Source organism: Microcystis aeruginosa FD4, from assembly GCF_009792235.1.
In the GTDB taxonomy this organism is placed as follows: Bacteria; Cyanobacteriota; Cyanobacteriia; order Cyanobacteriales; family Microcystaceae; genus Microcystis; species Microcystis viridis.
Genome location: NZ_CP046973.1, coordinates 1,388,458 through 1,403,237 on the forward strand (window position 1 = coordinate 1,388,458; position 14,780 = coordinate 1,403,237).

Genomic DNA, 14,780 nt, shown 5'->3' on the forward strand with positions numbered 1-14,780 from the left:
TCATTGGCAATACGCCTGCTGTTGGGGTGAAGCACCTGACCCTTATTTTCTTTAACTCTTGAAAGTTCATTTATATTCAATACTCCTCATCAGGGGAGGCCCAAGGAGGTATTCATGGATTTTTTCTCATTGTTTGTCATGGACTTTGTTAAGCAGTTGCAGTCCCCAACACTGGCCTTTTTGATTGGTGGGATGATCATTGCTGCTCTCGGAAGTGAATTGGTCATTCCCGAGTCGATTTGTACGATCATTGTCTTCATGCTGCTGACCAAAATCGGTCTGACTGGGGGAATTGCCATCCGCAATTCCAACCTGACGGAGATGGTGTTACCCATGATTTTTGCCGTAATAGTAGGGATTGTTGTGGTCTTCATCGCCCGCTATACCTTGGCCAATCTGCCCAAGGTGAAAGTCGTAGATGCGATCGCGACTGGGGGATTGTTTGGAGCCGTGAGTGGCTCAACTATGGCCGCCGGTCTGACGGTACTGGAAGAACAAAAGATCCCCTACGAGGCCTGGGCCGGCGCACTCTATCCCTTCATGGATATCCCGGCACTGGTAACGGCGATCGTGGTGGCTAACATTTATCTTAACAAGAAGAAGCAGAAAGAAGCAGCCTACGACCAGGAGTCTTTTAGCAAGCAGCCGGTGGCGGCCGGGAATTATTCCGATCAGCAGGATTATCCGGGCAGTCGGCAGGAATATCTCAGCCTACAGCAGCCTACGGATAATCGGGTCAAGATTTGGCCGATCATTGAGGAAAGCCTGCGGGGACCTGCCCTATCGGCCATGTTATTAGGTCTGGCTTTGGGCATATTCACCCAGCCGGAAACTGTCTATAAAAGCTTCTACGATCCCCTCTTTCGCGGCTTGCTTTCCATCTTGATGCTAGTCATGGGGATGGAGGCTTGGTCAAGGGTTGGTGAACTGCGTAAGGTGGCCCAGTGGTATGTGGTCTATAGCGTCCTAGCACCCTTTGTGCATGGGCTAATCGCCTTCGGTTTCGGCATGATTGCCCACTACGCCACCGGGTTCAGTTGGGGCGGTGTCGTGGTTCTGGCCGTCATCGCTTCCTCTAGTTCCGACATCTCTGGGCCGCCCACGTTGCGGGCCGGTATCCCCTCGGCTAATCCCTCCGCCTATATAGGCGCGTCCACGGCCATCGGTACGCCCGTAGCGATCGGCTTGTGTATCCCGTTCTTCCTTGGTCTGGCCCAGGCCCTCAGCGGCGGCTAGGATTGTGGTCGGTGGGCGCTCCCTTGACGGGGCCTACCAAACAAATAAATGTACATATTTAAGGAGATAATCAACATGGCCAAACCAGCCAAAAAGCTCGTCATCGTCACAGAAAAGATTTTGCTGAAAAAAGTCGCCAAGATCATCGAAGAAGCCGGGGCGAGTGGTTATACGGTGATGGATACTGGCGGTAAAGGCAGTCGCAACGTGCGCTCGTCGGGACAACCCCACGTTTCCGAAACCGACACGAATGTCAAGTTCGAGGTGCTTACCCCCGATCGAATTATGGCCCAGAATATTGCCAAGCAGGTTGCCGATCAGTTTTTCCTCAATTTTGCGGGCATGATCTATCTCTGTGATGCGGAGGTTCTGTACGGACAGAGTTTCTGTGGACCAGAGGGCTGTGACATCTAGATGACACAAGCAGCACAAGCCGGTTCATGACTCCGGCACTCTAGGGCCACCGCATCCCCAGCTTGACTGTCCCTGAGCGGTGGCCCTTTTTCATATCCCCCCAGTTTTTTGACTATCTGAAACCTTTAACCCTCATCCCTTTAAACTGATGATTTTGTCCCATATTCTGCCTCCTTTGATTGGGGAGATAGCGGCTCCCATGACTCCGATCCCCTTGCTCGCCACCGTTGTGGCCGAGGATTCACCGATTATTCTCTCGGGCGTATTGCTGACGCTGGTGGTGATTTATCTGGCCAGCAAGCTCGGCGCAGAGGCCGCCAGACGATTGGATTTTCCGCCCGTACTGGGAGAACTGGTCGCCGGTGTGATCGTCGGCGTTTCGGCACTGCATCTGCTCATCTTTCCCGAAGGGGGACTATCGGCCTCGGACTCGCTGATTATGACGGTACTGCAAGGTTTGAATCAATTGGCCCCGGCTGCCGTGGAGCGAATCTTTGAGTCCCAAAGTGAAGTGATTTCGGTTCTAGCTGAAATCGGTGTGATTATTCTGCTGTTTGAAATTGGCCTAGAATCCGACCTGCGACAACTCAAGGAAGTGGGAATTCAAGCCACGGTTGTGGCCTGTGTGGGGGTAGCTGTCCCCTTCGCGGCGGGTACGGCCGGGTTAATGCTCGTTTTTCATGTGGCGGCCATCCCGGCGATTTTTGCGGGGGCTGCCTTGACGGCAACCAGTATCGGTATTACCTCGAAAGTTTTATCAGAGTTAGGTCAACTCAAATCCAAAGAAGGGCAAATTATTGTCGGTGCGGCGGTGATCGATGATGTCCTTGGTATTATTGTTCTGGCTGTGGTCGCTAGTTTAGCCAAAACTGGTGAGATTGATGTGACCAATGTTATTTATCTGATTGTCAGCGCTACGGCCTTTTTGATCGGATCAATTTTGTTGGGAGGTATTTTTAACAAAAGTTTTGTGGCGATCGTGGAGCGGCTGAAAACCAGGGGAAATATTGTTATTCCCGCATTTGTCTTCGCTTTCTTTATGGCATTTTTGGGCAATGCTATTCATCTTGAAGCGATTTTAGGGGCCTTTGCCGCCGGTTTGGTGCTTGATGAAACCGATACCCGCAACGAGTTGGATGAGTTAATTAAACCGATCGCCGATTTGCTTGTGCCGATTTTCTTTGTGACGGTGGGAGCGCGTGCCGATCTCGGTGTTTTAAACCCAACCGTACCGGAGAATCGGGCTGGACTTTTGATCGCTGTCTTTTTGATGGTTGTGGCGATTATCGGTAAACTGGTGACGGGCTGGGCAGTTTTTGGCATATCCGGCATCAATCGTCTCGCCATCGGTGTGGGTATGATTCCCCGGGGTGAGGTGGGTCTAGTTTTTGCCGGGATTGGTTCGGCCAGCGGAATTTTGGATAAGCCTTTAGAGGTGTCGATTATTATTATGGTAATCTTGACGACTTTCCTGGCCCCTCCCTTCCTGCGAATCGCTTTTGGTAAGACGGAAGCTGTTCCCGAAACCCTGGAAGGCAAGGAGCCGGCTAATCCTATTCCTTAATTTTGATGGTAAAATCTGATTTTTTAGACGAGGCTGAAGCATTTTCAGCCTTTTTACAAATCTATGCTCAGGATAAGGGAGCGATCGAGTTAATCTTTGAGAGTATCTAGGGCTGGCTGAATAAATCTAAAAACCTTGTTGGGTAAGACTTTTAGACTTTTTTTCCTCAAAAAGTGCCAACCATTGGAGTGATCGGGGGGAAATTTAGGCACTTTTTCCCTGAAAATTAGGTAATTGGCCACCTCAAAACTGGTAAAACCCCACACCCCACACCCTGCCACCACCGAAAAACTTTTTGCCGCAAACCCTATCTAATCTTTTTCCTATGTTCGAGCAGACATTTAAGAATATCGACGATATTCTCCGAAAAGAGGCGGGATGCGCGACGGAGTTGGATTACGAGGAACAGATCTCCTGGATTCTCTTTTTGAAATATCTCGACGCTCTGGAGGTCGATCGCCAGAATCGGGCGTTATTGACAGGAGAAGACTACGATCCGTTACTAGACGAACCCTATCGCTGGTCGAATTGGGCCTACCCCAAGGACGGAAGGGGTGAACTGCTGAAAACCGCCCGGGTGGGGGACGATCTGATCGAGTTCGTCAATACCGAGTTATTTCCCTACTTTCAGGGATTCAAGGAATACGCAGAACCGGGGACGTTCGGGGCCAAGATCGGGGAAATTTTTGCGGGAGTGCGGAATATTTCAGAGCGGGTACAACCTGCGGGAAGTTCTCGAAAGTATCGACCGGCTTCAGTTTCGCACGCAACAGCAGAAACACGAGCTTTCGGATCTCTACGAAACCTGGATCAAAAATATGGGCAACGCAGGGCGAAACGGGGGCGAGTACTACACCCCGCGGCCCCTGATCCGGGCGATGATTCAAGTGATTAAACCGCAATTAGGGGAGACGATTTACGACGGGGCCTGCGGTTCGGCGGGGTTTCTCTGCGAGGCCTACGAGTATTTACGCCACAGTAAGGCCGATCTGAGTACGAAAGAGCTAGAAACGCTACAGACGAGGACTTTTTTCGGCAAGGAGAAAAAGGCTTTAGCCTATATTATCGGGGTGATGAATATGATCCTGCACGGGATCGAGGCTCCCAATATTATTCAGACCAACACCCTGGCCGAAGCTCTTCAAGCGATTCAAGAGAAGAATCGTTATGACATCGTTTTAGCTAATCCCCCCTTCGGAGGCAGCGAACGCAAGGAGATCCGCGGCAATTTCACGATCAATACCGGAGAGACAGCCTTTCTTTTTCTCCAGCATTTTATCAAGAGTTTGAAAACCGGGGGACGGGGAGCGATCGTTATTAAGAATACCTTTCTGTCGAACGCGGACAACGCCTCTAGAGAGTTACGGAGGGAGTTAACCTCCTCCTGTAATCTCCATACGGTTTTGGATTGTCCCGCTAAGACGTTTTTAGGTGCGGGGGTGAAGACGGTGGTTTTATTTTTCACCAAAGGTTCGCCGACGCAGAAAATCTGGTTTGATCAACTCGATCCGGGGCGAAGTCTCGGAAAAACAAACGCGCTGAATGATGATGATTTGCAAGAGTTCATCGAGTTTCAATCGACTTTTAAGCTATCGGAGCGCTCTTGGTTTTTAGACTTAGAGGAGGTCGATCCGGGTTCCTTCGATCTGTCGGTGAAAAATCCCAACGCGCCGGAGGGCGATCCTTTACGGGAGCCGGAGGAAATTTTAGGGGAGATTGCGGAATTAGACCGGGAAAGTGGGTCGATTTTAGGGGCGATTTCCGATTTATTGGGGTCTTCTCCTAGCTGACGGGAAGGGATAATCAGGGCGATTTTAGTGATCTGCCAGATAAAATAGATAAAGGTAATGGAGAGAAATGAATATAGCGTTTTTCAGTCTGCTGAGGTACAAAAGTTATGGGTTTTAGGCAAAAGGCAAAAGGGAAGAAAAATAGGTGTACCTCACTAGCTTAGGAAACGCTATATTCAAGAACAGTTAATCCAAGAAATCGATCGAATCCCCGAAGCTTTGTTATCGGAAGTATTAGACTTTACCTAAAATGTCGGATGAATGCCCCCGCTAGATTTTTCGACAAGATACTCACCACATTGCTGTTAGAAATTCCTTGTTCAACGAGACAGCTTTTGACATCCTCACCGCCGTAAACGGACGGTGATTCCCAAACCTCACGATTTAGGTTTCTGCTTCTTTCCCTTGCGGGGTTCCGCACCTGCCTTAACAGATTTACTCTGTTCTGGTCTTATGGTCGCGAACCGGACTGACACCGCAAGTCCTGCGGCCAAAATGTTTTTACTAGCGTTAATATCTCGGTCATGGTGAGTCCCGCAGTCTGGACAGTCCCATTCTCGAATATTTAACGGCATCTTCTCAGCAATATACCCGCAATTACTACACCTTTTAGAGCTAGGAAACCATCTATCTACTTCGAGGTAATTTCTCCCATACCAACGGCATTTATAAGCTAATTGTCGGGTAATTTCTCCCCAACTAACGTCAGATATTGCCTGAGATAATTTCGGGTTTTTGACCAGATTCTTGACGGCTAAATTCTCAACCACAATCGTTTGGTTTTCACGAACTAATTGAGTGGTTAGCTTGTGTAAATGGTCTTTTCTACTATCGGTGATTTGAGCGTGAATCCTGGCTACTTTGATTCTCGCTTTTTCTCGATTCTTTGACCCTTTCTGTTTTCTAGAAAGATTTTTTGGGTCCTTTCGCAGTCTCTGATAATGCTTTTTAAAATGCTTAGGATTAGATACTTTATCACCATTGCTGGTAATCACAAGGCTACTAATTCCTAAGTCAATTCCGATGGCTTTATCTGTTACTGGTAATGGCTTAATCGTTGGGTCATCAAATCTTATTGAGATATGCCAACGTCCTGAGGGATGTAATCTGACTGTTACTGTGCTTGGTTCACAGCTTTCTGGTATTTGTCTTGACCATCGAATAGGTAAAGGTTCTGTGCATTTGGCTAAATAGATTTGTCTGTCTTTAAATTTAAAAGCTGACTTAGTAAATTCGGCACTTCCTCCCTGATGTTTTTTCTTAAAGTTAGGATACTTAGTACGACCAGCAAAGAAGTTAGTGAAAGCTGTTTGTAGGTGTCTTAACCCTTGTGGTAAAGGTACACAACTAACTTCGTTTAAAAAGTCTAATTCTTCTTGCTTTTTCCAATCGGTTAGCATTGAAGAAGTTTGAGCGTAGCCTACTCTTTCTTGCTTTTCGTACCAAGCTTGTGTTCTGAGATGGAGAGCTTTATTGTAAACTAATCTTACACAGCCCAAAGTGCGCCGCAATAGCGACTCTTGTTCTGGTGTGGGGTAAAATCGAAACGAATAGGCTTTTTCCATGCCTCACATTTTAGCATATATTTCGTAAATGTGTTAATATTTAACAGTAAAGCCGTCGTAGAACGACGGGGTTTCAGACCCAAATTTTCGATGATCAACAGATTAAGAAATTGTTAAAAACCCGTAGGGGATACGGGTCAAGGATTTTAGGGGATTTTAGGGGTTAGAGGTTAGGTGTTAGGGGTTGATCGAGTTGCGAGCAAACCGACCGAGGATCGCACCCAATACCAAAAAAGCGATCGAGCGCCAGTTTTTCAGTTCTCCTACTTTTTCGGCAAGATCGGCCGTTTTGTCGATCGAGGGTTTCCATGCTTCTAGACGGGCTTCGATCGAGGTGAGTCGCTTGTCGATATTTTCCGTCTTTGCATTCAGGGACTTTATATCTGACTTGATTTCTGATTGTCCATTTTCTAGGCTAGTTAATCGGGACTCGATCACCCTCATACTACTAATGATTAAATCTTCTAGCCTTTTTAGATCATTTTCGGTAACTGCTGTCATGAGGTAATCTCCTAGCTAATCTGTTTCAATGCCTGACTTAGTGCATTAGGTGATCGATCTAATCTTCTCTCTGGGCGATCGCATATAAGGGAGCTAATTCAGTCCGAAGCGAAGCGATCGCCGCTTCTATCTTTTTATCTACCGTCTCCATATCGTCTAGGGTTGCCCGCCCTAGTGCTGATTCAATAAATCGGATAAGCTCACCGCTCGCACTATTGCCGCGCTTTTCAGCCCACTGCTTAAAGGCTTCCCAATCATCTTCATCGACTCTAAAAGTTGCCAGAATTTTGTTTTTAGCCATATTTTATACTGCTGTCTATACTGTATAGATTATAGACTTTAATCTATTGTCCTGTATATAAAAAAAACTGTTGATAGCGGTTCTCGTAGCTGTGCGGCACAGTTAAAGCTTTACTGATTAAGCTTTTTAAGGTCGAGAATGTACCTTTTGTGAATGGGAAACGCTATAATAAAGTCACTATTTATGAGGATATGTATAGGATTCGTGTGGGCAGCTATCGCGTAATTTATCTCTACCGGTCAGACGTGGCCTAATCTCCCCTTCCACCCCATAGGGGATACAGCACAGGTTATGGTCTTTTGTCAACGGGAAAGTCCAGTAAAGAGCGAGTGAAATCTAAAATTTTTTGTTGTTTTTCCTTGGGTAATTTATCAATTAAAGCTGTTAGCTTTTCTGTTAAAGATAACCACGTTTTGCTGTTAGCTTTCCAGATGATAATAAATTGCTGTATTTGGAGAGGACAAAGGGCTATAGTTTCCCCTCGATCATTACTAAATTCAATTTCGTAACAACCATCATTGTAGTCTTCAACGATTATCCCTTGTTCTCCCATTCTTAAGTTATATTCAGGCAAGTCAACTAATAATTCAACAAGGTCAAATAATTCGGGTTTAATCATGGTCTTTTTCTCACATATAAAGTTACTAATCTAGCGGTATCACTATCAGGCTCAACAATCCATCCAGTCCTGACTATTTCTTTTTGTCCCGGTTCAATTCCTGTAATTTCTAGATCGACTTGATAACGTTGTCCATGGGTATCTGTACTTTGATAAACAGCGTTTGCTTCAAGGGCTTTATTGGCAATTTGTACTAGGAGTGGCTCATAATTATCTTGAGTATATCCTAAGTGGCGTTGAAACATGAGGGCTTTATTTAATCCTTTTGGATTGTCTAAATTAAGAGCATATTGAGTTAATTTCCTAGAATCTATTTTGACTTTGTTGACAATATCTTTTAATTTCATTTATAATCACTGCTACCGCTATTAAAGCTTAAAATTCCTTTCCTTGTCATTCAATTGCTGCCATTTTTAATCTGCTCTTAAATCGGGGTTAAGCTGTTGACTATCTAAATTACTCGTTAAGATTGCAGGGGAGCGCCAGAGTTGGGAGCAGGGAGAAGCAGTTCGAGCATTTGTACTAAAATTTCCCCTAACCAGTTTAAATTCAGTATAGCTTATCAGGTTTCAAGGATTGTCTTTGTCAATAAGGCTCCCTTGTTGCGGTGAATAATTACGAGAGATATTGTACAGTATTGAAAAATACCCTAGAGAATATCAATGCTTAAAAAATCTAAGATTACAATTGTTATTTTGTTAACCCTTACCTTTTTAGCTTTGAGAGTTACATCAGCAATGGCGATGCAAATTTTTGTCAAAACGATAACTGGCAAAACCATAACTTTAGACGTTGAGCAATCTGATACAATTGAGAATGGAAAAGATAAGATTCAAGACAAAGAAGGTATTCTCCCAGAGCAGCAAACTTTGATATTTGCTGGTAAGGTTTTAGAAGAGGGGCGAACTTTAGCTGATTATAATATCCAAAAAGAAAGCACATTACATCTAATCCAAAATTCACCTGTAACTGTTTTTGAAACTTCGGTAACAACCGCTCTAATTTTTCTAGGCTTAGGGGCTATAATAGTAAAATCGACGAATCTTGATCAACAGCGGAAAAAAACAGACCAAAATGCTTTAAAATCGGGTAAAATAGTTCATAAATGAACTTTCGCTAAATATGGTGGCTGGGGCGATAAGTAGTTGAGTATTAGTGAAAACTTGGAATGGTCATGATGATGATGAAATTATTAGGATGTCTAGTCATTTTTGCAAGTTTAGTCAATGTTACACCAGGGATAGCAAATCATACCCCCCGACAAGTTGCTCAAGCGTCTAGTGCTTCTTCGATTCAAGGTTATTGTTTTTCGGTCGCTACTAATGATGGTCTGGATGCTACCGCGAGGATTTATATTCAGGGAAATCAAGTCACGGGTCGGGTACAAGCTACGATTCAGAATGAACAAGAATCCTATTATACTTCCTATACTCAAACCTTAGGAGGAACAAGAAAGGGGAATCAGTTAAACTTAAATATCACGACAAAAATTGAGTTAGACACCCAAAAAACTCAAGAAATCTGGACATTAACCGCAGATTCTTTGAATACGGGACGAGAAGTTTATCAAAGACAACCTTGTTTAGTGTCTCAAATCCGGTTTGCACCAGGAACTAATAGCGCCACCGTTAATCAATCGGTTGTGCGAGGGAGTCGAAATATTTATCTCTTAAGAGCAAATCGAGGACAGAGAATGGATGTTAAAATTACATCGTTAGAAAATAATGCCGTATTTGATGTGATTGCACCGAATGGGGAAATATTGACAGGAGAAGCTACCCAATCTAGTCTAAAATTACCTGCTACTGGAAATTATGAAATAATTGTAGGGGGAACTCGCGGCAATGCCACCTATAAATTAAATGTTAAAATTCAATAAATAGGGTTGGCTAAAAAAGTTTGTTGGTGGGGTTAGGCTTCGGCAGATTATTTTACTTATTCTCCCTTTTCCCCACTTCATAATTCATAATTCATAATTGATAATTCCCCCAACCCCAATGAATAACCCCCCCGATAGTCCATTCAATTACACAGAGGCTTTTATTGCCCTAGGCACGAGTAATTTCGAGCGCTCGGTGCAGTTTTATCGTCAATTGTTGCAACAGGAACCAAAACGCTACCTTGCCGCCGTTTATGCGGAATTTAGGCTGATTAACCTTAAATTAGGTCTTTTTTGCCCTAAAGAGTCCCACAGAGAGGAATTTAGCGATTCTAGGGGCAGTGGCATGAGCATTTGTTTCGAGGTGGAGAGTCTCGAAAAAGCCCTTGAGCATTGGAGCGAAATCGGCTATGGTGCTAGGGGAGAAATTAGCCAGGCTTCCCACGGTCCGGAAATCTACATCTATGATCCGGATGGTAATCGTTTAATTTTCCATCAATCCACCGCTAAAACCAATCCTTTCAGGTAGGAACCTTCCGAGTGATAGATACTGGTGGGATGGTCGGCCGGTTGGTTTAAACGTGCTAAAATTCGCACTGGGCGAGCCGATTCAATGGCTGCCGCCATGACAGCCCCCTGAAAATGTTCTTCGTTAACCACTTGGGAACAGGAAAAGGTGAAAATAAGACCTTGGGGGCGAATTTTCTGGAAAGCTTGGTAATTTAATCTTTTATAAGCCATAACCGCCTGATGACGGGATTGGATACTTTTGGCAAAAGCGGGGGGATCGAGAACAATCAGATCGTAATCCTCCTGACAGTCGCGCAGGAAGTTAAAAACATCGGTGCTGTAGGATTGATGGGGAACTTCACCGAGATTATTCAGGGCGATATTTTTTTCGGTAAGATCGATCGCACCGTGGGAACTATCAACGGAATGGACTAGGGCAGCCCCCGCTTGCATAGCATAGACGGAAAAGCCGCCAGAATAAGAAAAAGTGTTTAAAACCCGTTTATTCTGGCAATATTGAGCTAATAAAGCTCTATTTTCCCTTTGATCGAGGAAAAATCCCGTTTTTTGTCCCTTTTCCCAATCAATAATAAAGCGATGGCCGGATTCTAACACCTCATCGCCGGTTTTTTGACCAAATAAGTATTTATTCTCGGAGATATGGGTGCTTTTAGCTAAAACAGTGGCACTTTTATCATAGACTGCCCGTAAATTGTCGCCGTAGATAGTTTTCAGGCAATCGACAATCAGATCAAGACGTTGGTATAAAGCTAAGGAATAAGCTTGAATAACCGCCGTGCCATTGTACCAATCGACGATTAAACTGGGTAAACCGTCTCCTTCAGCGTTAATTAAACGATAACAGTTAGTTTTCGGGTTATCCACTAAACCGATTTGTTGCCGCAGCTGATAGGCATTCTGGAATTTTTCGCGAAATAATTGAGCAATATCGCTGACTTTTGGGAAAGAAAGAATTTTAACGGCAATATTGCTAGGATTATACAGTCCAGTGGCTAGATATTCGCCTCGATCGCTATAAACCTCCACGATAGCACCCTCTTTGACTTCCCCCTCCATCTCTTTAATCGCCCCGGAAAATATCCAAGGATGGAATCGTTTAACAGCATCAATTTTATGGTTTCTCAGGATAATTTTCGCTAAATCTGGCATGGATAAAGAATCAGGGTTGATAGCTGACGGCTACTAGATAATTCTATTATCCCCTGCCAACAGTGCAAAACCATAGTTTCTTATCCCTCGATCGAGTGGCATCAAACCAAGTCCCAACAATCGAGGGATAATCAGAGGGAATTCTCGCCTATAATAAGTTAGATTTTAGCGATAGTCCCTCGACAAATGCCAAGAAAAAGTGATGCTGCCGGTGGTTTAAGTTTATGGTTCCAACGTTTGGGGGCTGCCGGTTTATTAGCGGGACAAACTTTTTTACATATTCTTAATGGCAAAATCCACCGGCGTAATACTCTTGAACAAATGAGTATTGTTGGGCCAGAATCCTTGACAATTGCCCTAATTACGGCTGCTTTTGTGGGTATGGTTTTCACTATTCAGGTAGCCAGAGAATTTATTTTTTTTGGGGCGGGTAGTTTTGTTGGGGGAGTCCTTTCCTTGGCTCTAACCAGGGAATTAGCCCCGGTTTTAACGGCGGTGGTGGTGGCGGGGAGAGTTGGCTCGGCTTTTGCCGCCGAAATTGGTACAATGCGAGTAACAGAACAAATTGACGCTTTATATATTTTAAAAACCGATCCGATCGATTATTTGGTCATTCCCCGGGTGATTGCCTGTAGTTTAATGTTACCCCTGCTCACTATTATCTCTTTAGTCACGGGGCTACTCGGTGGTTTATTTATTTCCGATAGTCTTTACGGTATTTCCTATTCCCTATTTTTACAATCAGCCCAAAATTTTCTGGAGACATGGGATTTAATTAGTTCTATGTTAAAGTCCCTAATTTTTGGGATTTTAATTGCCATTATCGGCTGCAGTTGGGGTTTAACCACCACTGGCGGTGCTAAAGGAGTTGGTCAATCTACTACCACGGCTGTGGTAACTTCTTTATTAGCGATTTTTGTGGCTAATTTTTTCCTCTCTTGGCTGATGTTTCAAGGTACAGGCAATGCGGACATCGGCTAAGACAGTAAACAGTAAGGCGCAATAATATTATTGTAGGGGCGAATTGCATTCGCCCTCTTTTAATAACTTTTACTGCTCACCTATAGGTGAGAGAAAGTCACAGATAGGAGATGCACCCCATCTGATCACCGATAATTGTCTATACTTAGGGTCTGCTGAAAAAGTTTTTCCTAGGGGCAGGGTGTAGGGTGTAGGGTGTAGGGTGTGGGGTTTTACCGATTTTGAGGGGGTCAATTACCTAATTTTCAGGGAAAAAGTACCTGAATTTCCCCCTGATCACTCCCATATCTGGTACTTTTGGATTTCAAAAAAGTCTAAAAGTCTTATCCAGCAAGGTTTTTAGATTTATTCAGCCAGCCCTACTTAAGAGTAGGATTTGTTTAAGGGATTGAGAGTAAGACAAGTTTTAATTAATTCCTCCACTCCTAGGACTGAATAAATAGGGACTCCTAACTGATTAATAACAGTTTCTAGGGTGAGATCATCTAAAAATACCGCTTCCCCATGCTTGAGCATGAGGGAGGGTAATAAAACCCCATCCCCAAGATTTTTACCTTGTAATCCTTTGAGAAGATCTTGCCCGGTTAATAAACCCGTAACCGTGATTTCCTGTCCCCAATAATCACTATTTAAAGCCACTAATTCCACAGTTAAACCCCGCACCTTATTTAACTGTTTAACTAGGGGTTGAAAAGCTTGTTCTACCGCATTGCCCACTACCCATATCAACCGTCTAGAGGGAGTAATTTGAGCAGGTAATAACTTCTTAGCTGTCTTCTGGAAATCCCTAATAAATTGACGAATCGAGCCAACTCCGTTACCGATTTGGGGATAGTCTTCGTAGTGAGATTGAGGGGGTAAATCGACTCGGGCAATTAAAAACCATTCATCGGCTAACCACACCACATTACTGCCAAATTCTTGACGAAATTGTTTCTGTAAAGTTTGGATTTGTTCAATAACTTCTCGCGCTTTTTCTTGGCTAACGGGAATTAATTCATCTTCTTGGGGACGAAAGCGGGTTAATCCCACGGGAACTACGGCAATCGACTCCACACAGGGAATATCACCCCGATGAAAAGAAACCAGATCTAACAGGGTTCTTTCGAGATGAATTCCATCATTAATATTGGGACAAACTACCACTTGGGCATGAATTTGTAATTGTCTGGCTTGTAGCCATTTTAAATGGTCTAAAATTTGACCAGCGCGGGGATTTTTTAAGAGACGAATTCTCAGATCGGGTTCCGTGGCATGAACGGACACAAAAAGCGGTGAGATGTGCATCTTTTCGATCCGCTGCCATTCTTTTGAGGTGAGATTAGTTAAGGTTAAATAACTGCCATAGAGAAAACTTAAGCGATAGTCATCATCTTTATCGTATAAAGTTTCTCTTTTGCCCTCTGGTTGTTGATCGATAAAGCAAAAAGGACATTTATTATTACACTGAATTAGTCCATCAAAAAGGGCAGTTTCAAACTCTAAACCTAAGTCTTCATGATAATCTTTTTCGATTTTTACTTGGTGAGTTTTGCCCTGACTATCAAGCACTTCTAGGGTTAAAAATTCATCGGCACATAAAAATTGATAATCGATTAAGTCCCGGGGACGATTACCATTGATAGAGACGAGCGCATCCCCGATTTCAAAACCCACCTCGGCGGCGATCGAATCCGGGATGACACCACTAATTTTAGCTGGACGAATAGTTAATTCACTCATATTTTTAGGTCGCCATCCAATTATTTAACTGCATTTCCCAGAGAGTCTTTGGCTGCGTTTTAATATTTGTTAAGTTAATTCTACAGCAGCTTAGGGCGATCGCTGTTAGGGATTGGGAAAAAAACCAAAAAGTTTAGCAGCCCCCCTAAAATGGCCACAACCAGAGCGATTAGAATCCCCCGATTGGTAAATTCCTGATAAGCGACTCTTGCAGTTAACCCTTTAATTTCTGTGGTTAGTCGCTCATCTAAGACTTTAATGTCCCCTTTGAGTTCGGCCTGTCCTATTTCTACTTTGGTCAACCGGTCTTCTATCTTGTCAAATCTTTCATCTACCTTGTCAAATCTCTCATCGATCCGTTTTTCAAGGGAGTCGATTTTCCCCTCGATTCTTGTCAGAACAGCTTCTGGGGAATAAGTGACGGTTTCGTTAGCCATTTTCTATCTCCTTTATCTCTTCTGGATTCACCATCTTGATCTCAATATCAGTATCGCTGATTGTTGCCTCCAAGTTTCAATCCCTCATCGG

The 14,780-nt window shown here is 44.1% G+C and carries 16 protein-coding genes and 1 pseudogene; 9 read left to right on the forward strand and 8 right to left on the reverse strand.

Going from position 1 to position 14,780, the window contains the following annotated elements:
• Positions 1 to 114: 114 nt before the first annotated feature.
• From GQR42_RS07095 to GQR42_RS07110, 5 genes are all read left to right on the forward strand, one after another.
• Positions 115 to 1,236 carry a sodium-dependent bicarbonate transport family permease gene (locus tag GQR42_RS07095; protein WP_158199427.1) on the forward strand — a complete coding sequence of 374 codons (1,122 nt, stop codon included), beginning with the start codon at positions 115 to 117 and terminating at the stop codon, positions 1,234 to 1,236.
• Positions 1,237 to 1,311: 75 nt separating this feature from the next.
• Positions 1,312 to 1,650 carry a P-II family nitrogen regulator gene (locus GQR42_RS07100; protein ID WP_158202417.1) on the forward strand — a complete coding sequence of 113 codons (339 nt, stop codon included), beginning with the start codon at positions 1,312 to 1,314 and terminating at the stop codon, positions 1,648 to 1,650.
• Positions 1,651 to 1,798: 148 nt separating this feature from the next.
• Positions 1,799 to 3,214: a cation:proton antiporter gene (locus GQR42_RS07105; protein WP_158199428.1), complete on the forward strand. Its 1,416-nt coding sequence runs from the start codon at positions 1,799 to 1,801 to the stop codon at positions 3,212 to 3,214.
• Between the two features lie 325 nt (positions 3,215 to 3,539).
• Positions 3,540 to 4,109 carry a type I restriction-modification system subunit M N-terminal domain-containing protein gene (locus GQR42_RS27560; protein WP_233271305.1) on the forward strand — a complete coding sequence of 190 codons (570 nt, stop codon included), beginning with the start codon at positions 3,540 to 3,542 and terminating at the stop codon, positions 4,107 to 4,109.
• A complete protein-coding gene (locus GQR42_RS07110) occupies positions 4,033 to 5,004 on the forward strand; it encodes an HsdM family class I SAM-dependent methyltransferase (RefSeq protein WP_199273336.1) in 972 nt (323 codons plus the stop codon). Before GQR42_RS27560 ends, GQR42_RS07110 begins: the two co-directional genes overlap by 77 nt.
• Positions 5,005 to 5,381: 377 nt before the next feature.
• On the opposite strand, the gene GQR42_RS07115 is transcribed toward GQR42_RS07110, so the two are convergent.
• The 5 genes from GQR42_RS07115 to GQR42_RS07135 form a co-directional block, all read right to left on the reverse strand.
• On the reverse strand, positions 5,382 to 6,569 hold the full coding sequence (locus GQR42_RS07115; RefSeq protein ID WP_158199429.1) for an RNA-guided endonuclease InsQ/TnpB family protein: 1,188 nt from the start codon (positions 6,567 to 6,569) through the stop codon (positions 5,382 to 5,384).
• A gap of 177 nt (positions 6,570 to 6,746) precedes the next feature.
• Complete coding sequence (locus tag GQR42_RS07120) at positions 6,747 to 7,070, reverse strand: hypothetical protein (protein ID WP_158199430.1); 324 nt, start codon at positions 7,068 to 7,070, stop codon at positions 6,747 to 6,749.
• 58 nt (positions 7,071 to 7,128) lie between these two features.
• Positions 7,129 to 7,371, reverse strand: a complete 243-nt coding sequence (locus GQR42_RS07125; RefSeq protein WP_158199431.1) for a hypothetical protein — start codon at positions 7,369 to 7,371, stop codon at positions 7,129 to 7,131.
• Positions 7,372 to 7,660: 289 nt separating this feature from the next.
• Positions 7,661 to 7,990 carry a DUF4926 domain-containing protein gene (locus GQR42_RS07130; RefSeq protein WP_158199432.1) on the reverse strand — a complete coding sequence of 110 codons (330 nt, stop codon included), beginning with the start codon at positions 7,988 to 7,990 and terminating at the stop codon, positions 7,661 to 7,663.
• Entirely contained in the window at positions 7,987 to 8,337 is a 351-nt protein-coding gene (locus GQR42_RS07135) for a DUF6883 domain-containing protein (RefSeq protein ID WP_158199433.1), read from the reverse strand. The genes GQR42_RS07130 and GQR42_RS07135 overlap by 4 nt, the downstream gene beginning before the upstream one ends.
• A gap of 315 nt (positions 8,338 to 8,652) precedes the next feature.
• Between GQR42_RS07135 and GQR42_RS07140 the strand changes: the two genes are divergently transcribed.
• From GQR42_RS07140 to GQR42_RS07150, 3 genes are all read left to right on the forward strand, one after another.
• Positions 8,653 to 9,099, forward strand: coding sequence for a ubiquitin-like protein (locus GQR42_RS07140; protein ID WP_158199434.1), 447 nt, complete (start codon positions 8,653 to 8,655; stop codon positions 9,097 to 9,099).
• Positions 9,100 to 9,158: 59 nt separating this feature from the next.
• Entirely contained in the window at positions 9,159 to 9,869 is a 711-nt protein-coding gene (locus GQR42_RS07145; RefSeq protein WP_158199435.1) for a hypothetical protein, read from the forward strand.
• Between the two features lie 118 nt (positions 9,870 to 9,987).
• The gene (locus GQR42_RS07150) at positions 9,988 to 10,398 is read left to right on the forward strand and encodes a VOC family protein (protein WP_158199436.1); all 411 of its coding nucleotides are present in this window, start codon (positions 9,988 to 9,990) and stop codon (positions 10,396 to 10,398) included.
• On the opposite strand, the gene GQR42_RS07155 is transcribed toward GQR42_RS07150, so the two are convergent.
• The gene (locus tag GQR42_RS07155) at positions 10,365 to 11,549 is read right to left on the reverse strand and encodes a class I SAM-dependent rRNA methyltransferase (protein WP_158199437.1); all 1,185 of its coding nucleotides are present in this window, start codon (positions 11,547 to 11,549) and stop codon (positions 10,365 to 10,367) included. The genes GQR42_RS07150 and GQR42_RS07155 overlap by 34 nt on opposite strands.
• Positions 11,550 to 11,735: 186 nt before the next feature.
• Between GQR42_RS07155 and GQR42_RS07160 the strand changes: the two genes are divergently transcribed.
• A complete protein-coding gene (locus GQR42_RS07160) occupies positions 11,736 to 12,530 on the forward strand; it encodes an MlaE family lipid ABC transporter permease subunit (RefSeq protein WP_158199438.1) in 795 nt (264 codons plus the stop codon).
• Positions 12,531 to 12,893: 363 nt separating this feature from the next.
• On the opposite strand, the gene GQR42_RS07165 is transcribed toward GQR42_RS07160, so the two are convergent.
• Both GQR42_RS07165 and GQR42_RS07170 read right to left on the reverse strand, forming a co-directional pair.
• Entirely contained in the window at positions 12,894 to 14,252 is a 1,359-nt protein-coding gene (locus GQR42_RS07165; RefSeq protein ID WP_158199439.1) for a TIGR03279 family radical SAM protein, read from the reverse strand.
• 105 nt (positions 14,253 to 14,357) lie between these two features.
• Positions 14,358 to 14,689: pseudogene (locus tag GQR42_RS07170) on the reverse strand (DUF4164 domain-containing protein).
• Positions 14,690 to 14,780 lie beyond the last annotated feature (91 nt).

What these genes read in the sequence shown, in the direction of transcription:
- GQR42_RS07155 (WP_158199437.1), bottom strand. Translation starts at nt 11,549, where the DNA reads ATGCCAGATTTAGCGAAAATTATCCTGAGAAACCATAAAATTGATGCT.
- GQR42_RS07130 (WP_158199432.1), bottom strand. Translation starts at nt 7,990, where the DNA reads ATGATTAAACCCGAATTATTTGACCTTGTTGAATTATTAGTTGACTTG.
- GQR42_RS07120 (WP_158199430.1), bottom strand. Translation starts at nt 7,070, where the DNA reads ATGACAGCAGTTACCGAAAATGATCTAAAAAGGCTAGAAGATTTAATC.
- GQR42_RS07125 (WP_158199431.1), bottom strand. Translation starts at nt 7,371, where the DNA reads ATGGCTAAAAACAAAATTCTGGCAACTTTTAGAGTCGATGAAGATGAT.
- GQR42_RS07100 (WP_158202417.1), top strand. Translation starts at nt 1,312, where the DNA reads ATGGCCAAACCAGCCAAAAAGCTCGTCATCGTCACAGAAAAGATTTTG.
- GQR42_RS07135 (WP_158199433.1), bottom strand. Translation starts at nt 8,337, where the DNA reads ATGAAATTAAAAGATATTGTCAACAAAGTCAAAATAGATTCTAGGAAA.
- GQR42_RS07140 (WP_158199434.1), top strand. Translation starts at nt 8,653, where the DNA reads ATGCTTAAAAAATCTAAGATTACAATTGTTATTTTGTTAACCCTTACC.
- GQR42_RS07115 (WP_158199429.1), bottom strand. Translation starts at nt 6,569, where the DNA reads ATGGAAAAAGCCTATTCGTTTCGATTTTACCCCACACCAGAACAAGAG.
- GQR42_RS07150 (WP_158199436.1), top strand. Translation starts at nt 9,988, where the DNA reads ATGAATAACCCCCCCGATAGTCCATTCAATTACACAGAGGCTTTTATT.
- GQR42_RS07095 (WP_158199427.1), top strand. Translation starts at nt 115, where the DNA reads ATGGATTTTTTCTCATTGTTTGTCATGGACTTTGTTAAGCAGTTGCAG.
- GQR42_RS07110 (WP_199273336.1), top strand. Translation starts at nt 4,033, where the DNA reads ATGGGCAACGCAGGGCGAAACGGGGGCGAGTACTACACCCCGCGGCCC.
- GQR42_RS07165 (WP_158199439.1), bottom strand. Translation starts at nt 14,252, where the DNA reads ATGAGTGAATTAACTATTCGTCCAGCTAAAATTAGTGGTGTCATCCCG.
- GQR42_RS27560 (WP_233271305.1), top strand. Translation starts at nt 3,540, where the DNA reads ATGTTCGAGCAGACATTTAAGAATATCGACGATATTCTCCGAAAAGAG.
- GQR42_RS07160 (WP_158199438.1), top strand. Translation starts at nt 11,736, where the DNA reads ATGCCAAGAAAAAGTGATGCTGCCGGTGGTTTAAGTTTATGGTTCCAA.
- GQR42_RS07105 (WP_158199428.1), top strand. Translation starts at nt 1,799, where the DNA reads ATGATTTTGTCCCATATTCTGCCTCCTTTGATTGGGGAGATAGCGGCT.
- GQR42_RS07145 (WP_158199435.1), top strand. Translation starts at nt 9,159, where the DNA reads ATGGTCATGATGATGATGAAATTATTAGGATGTCTAGTCATTTTTGCA.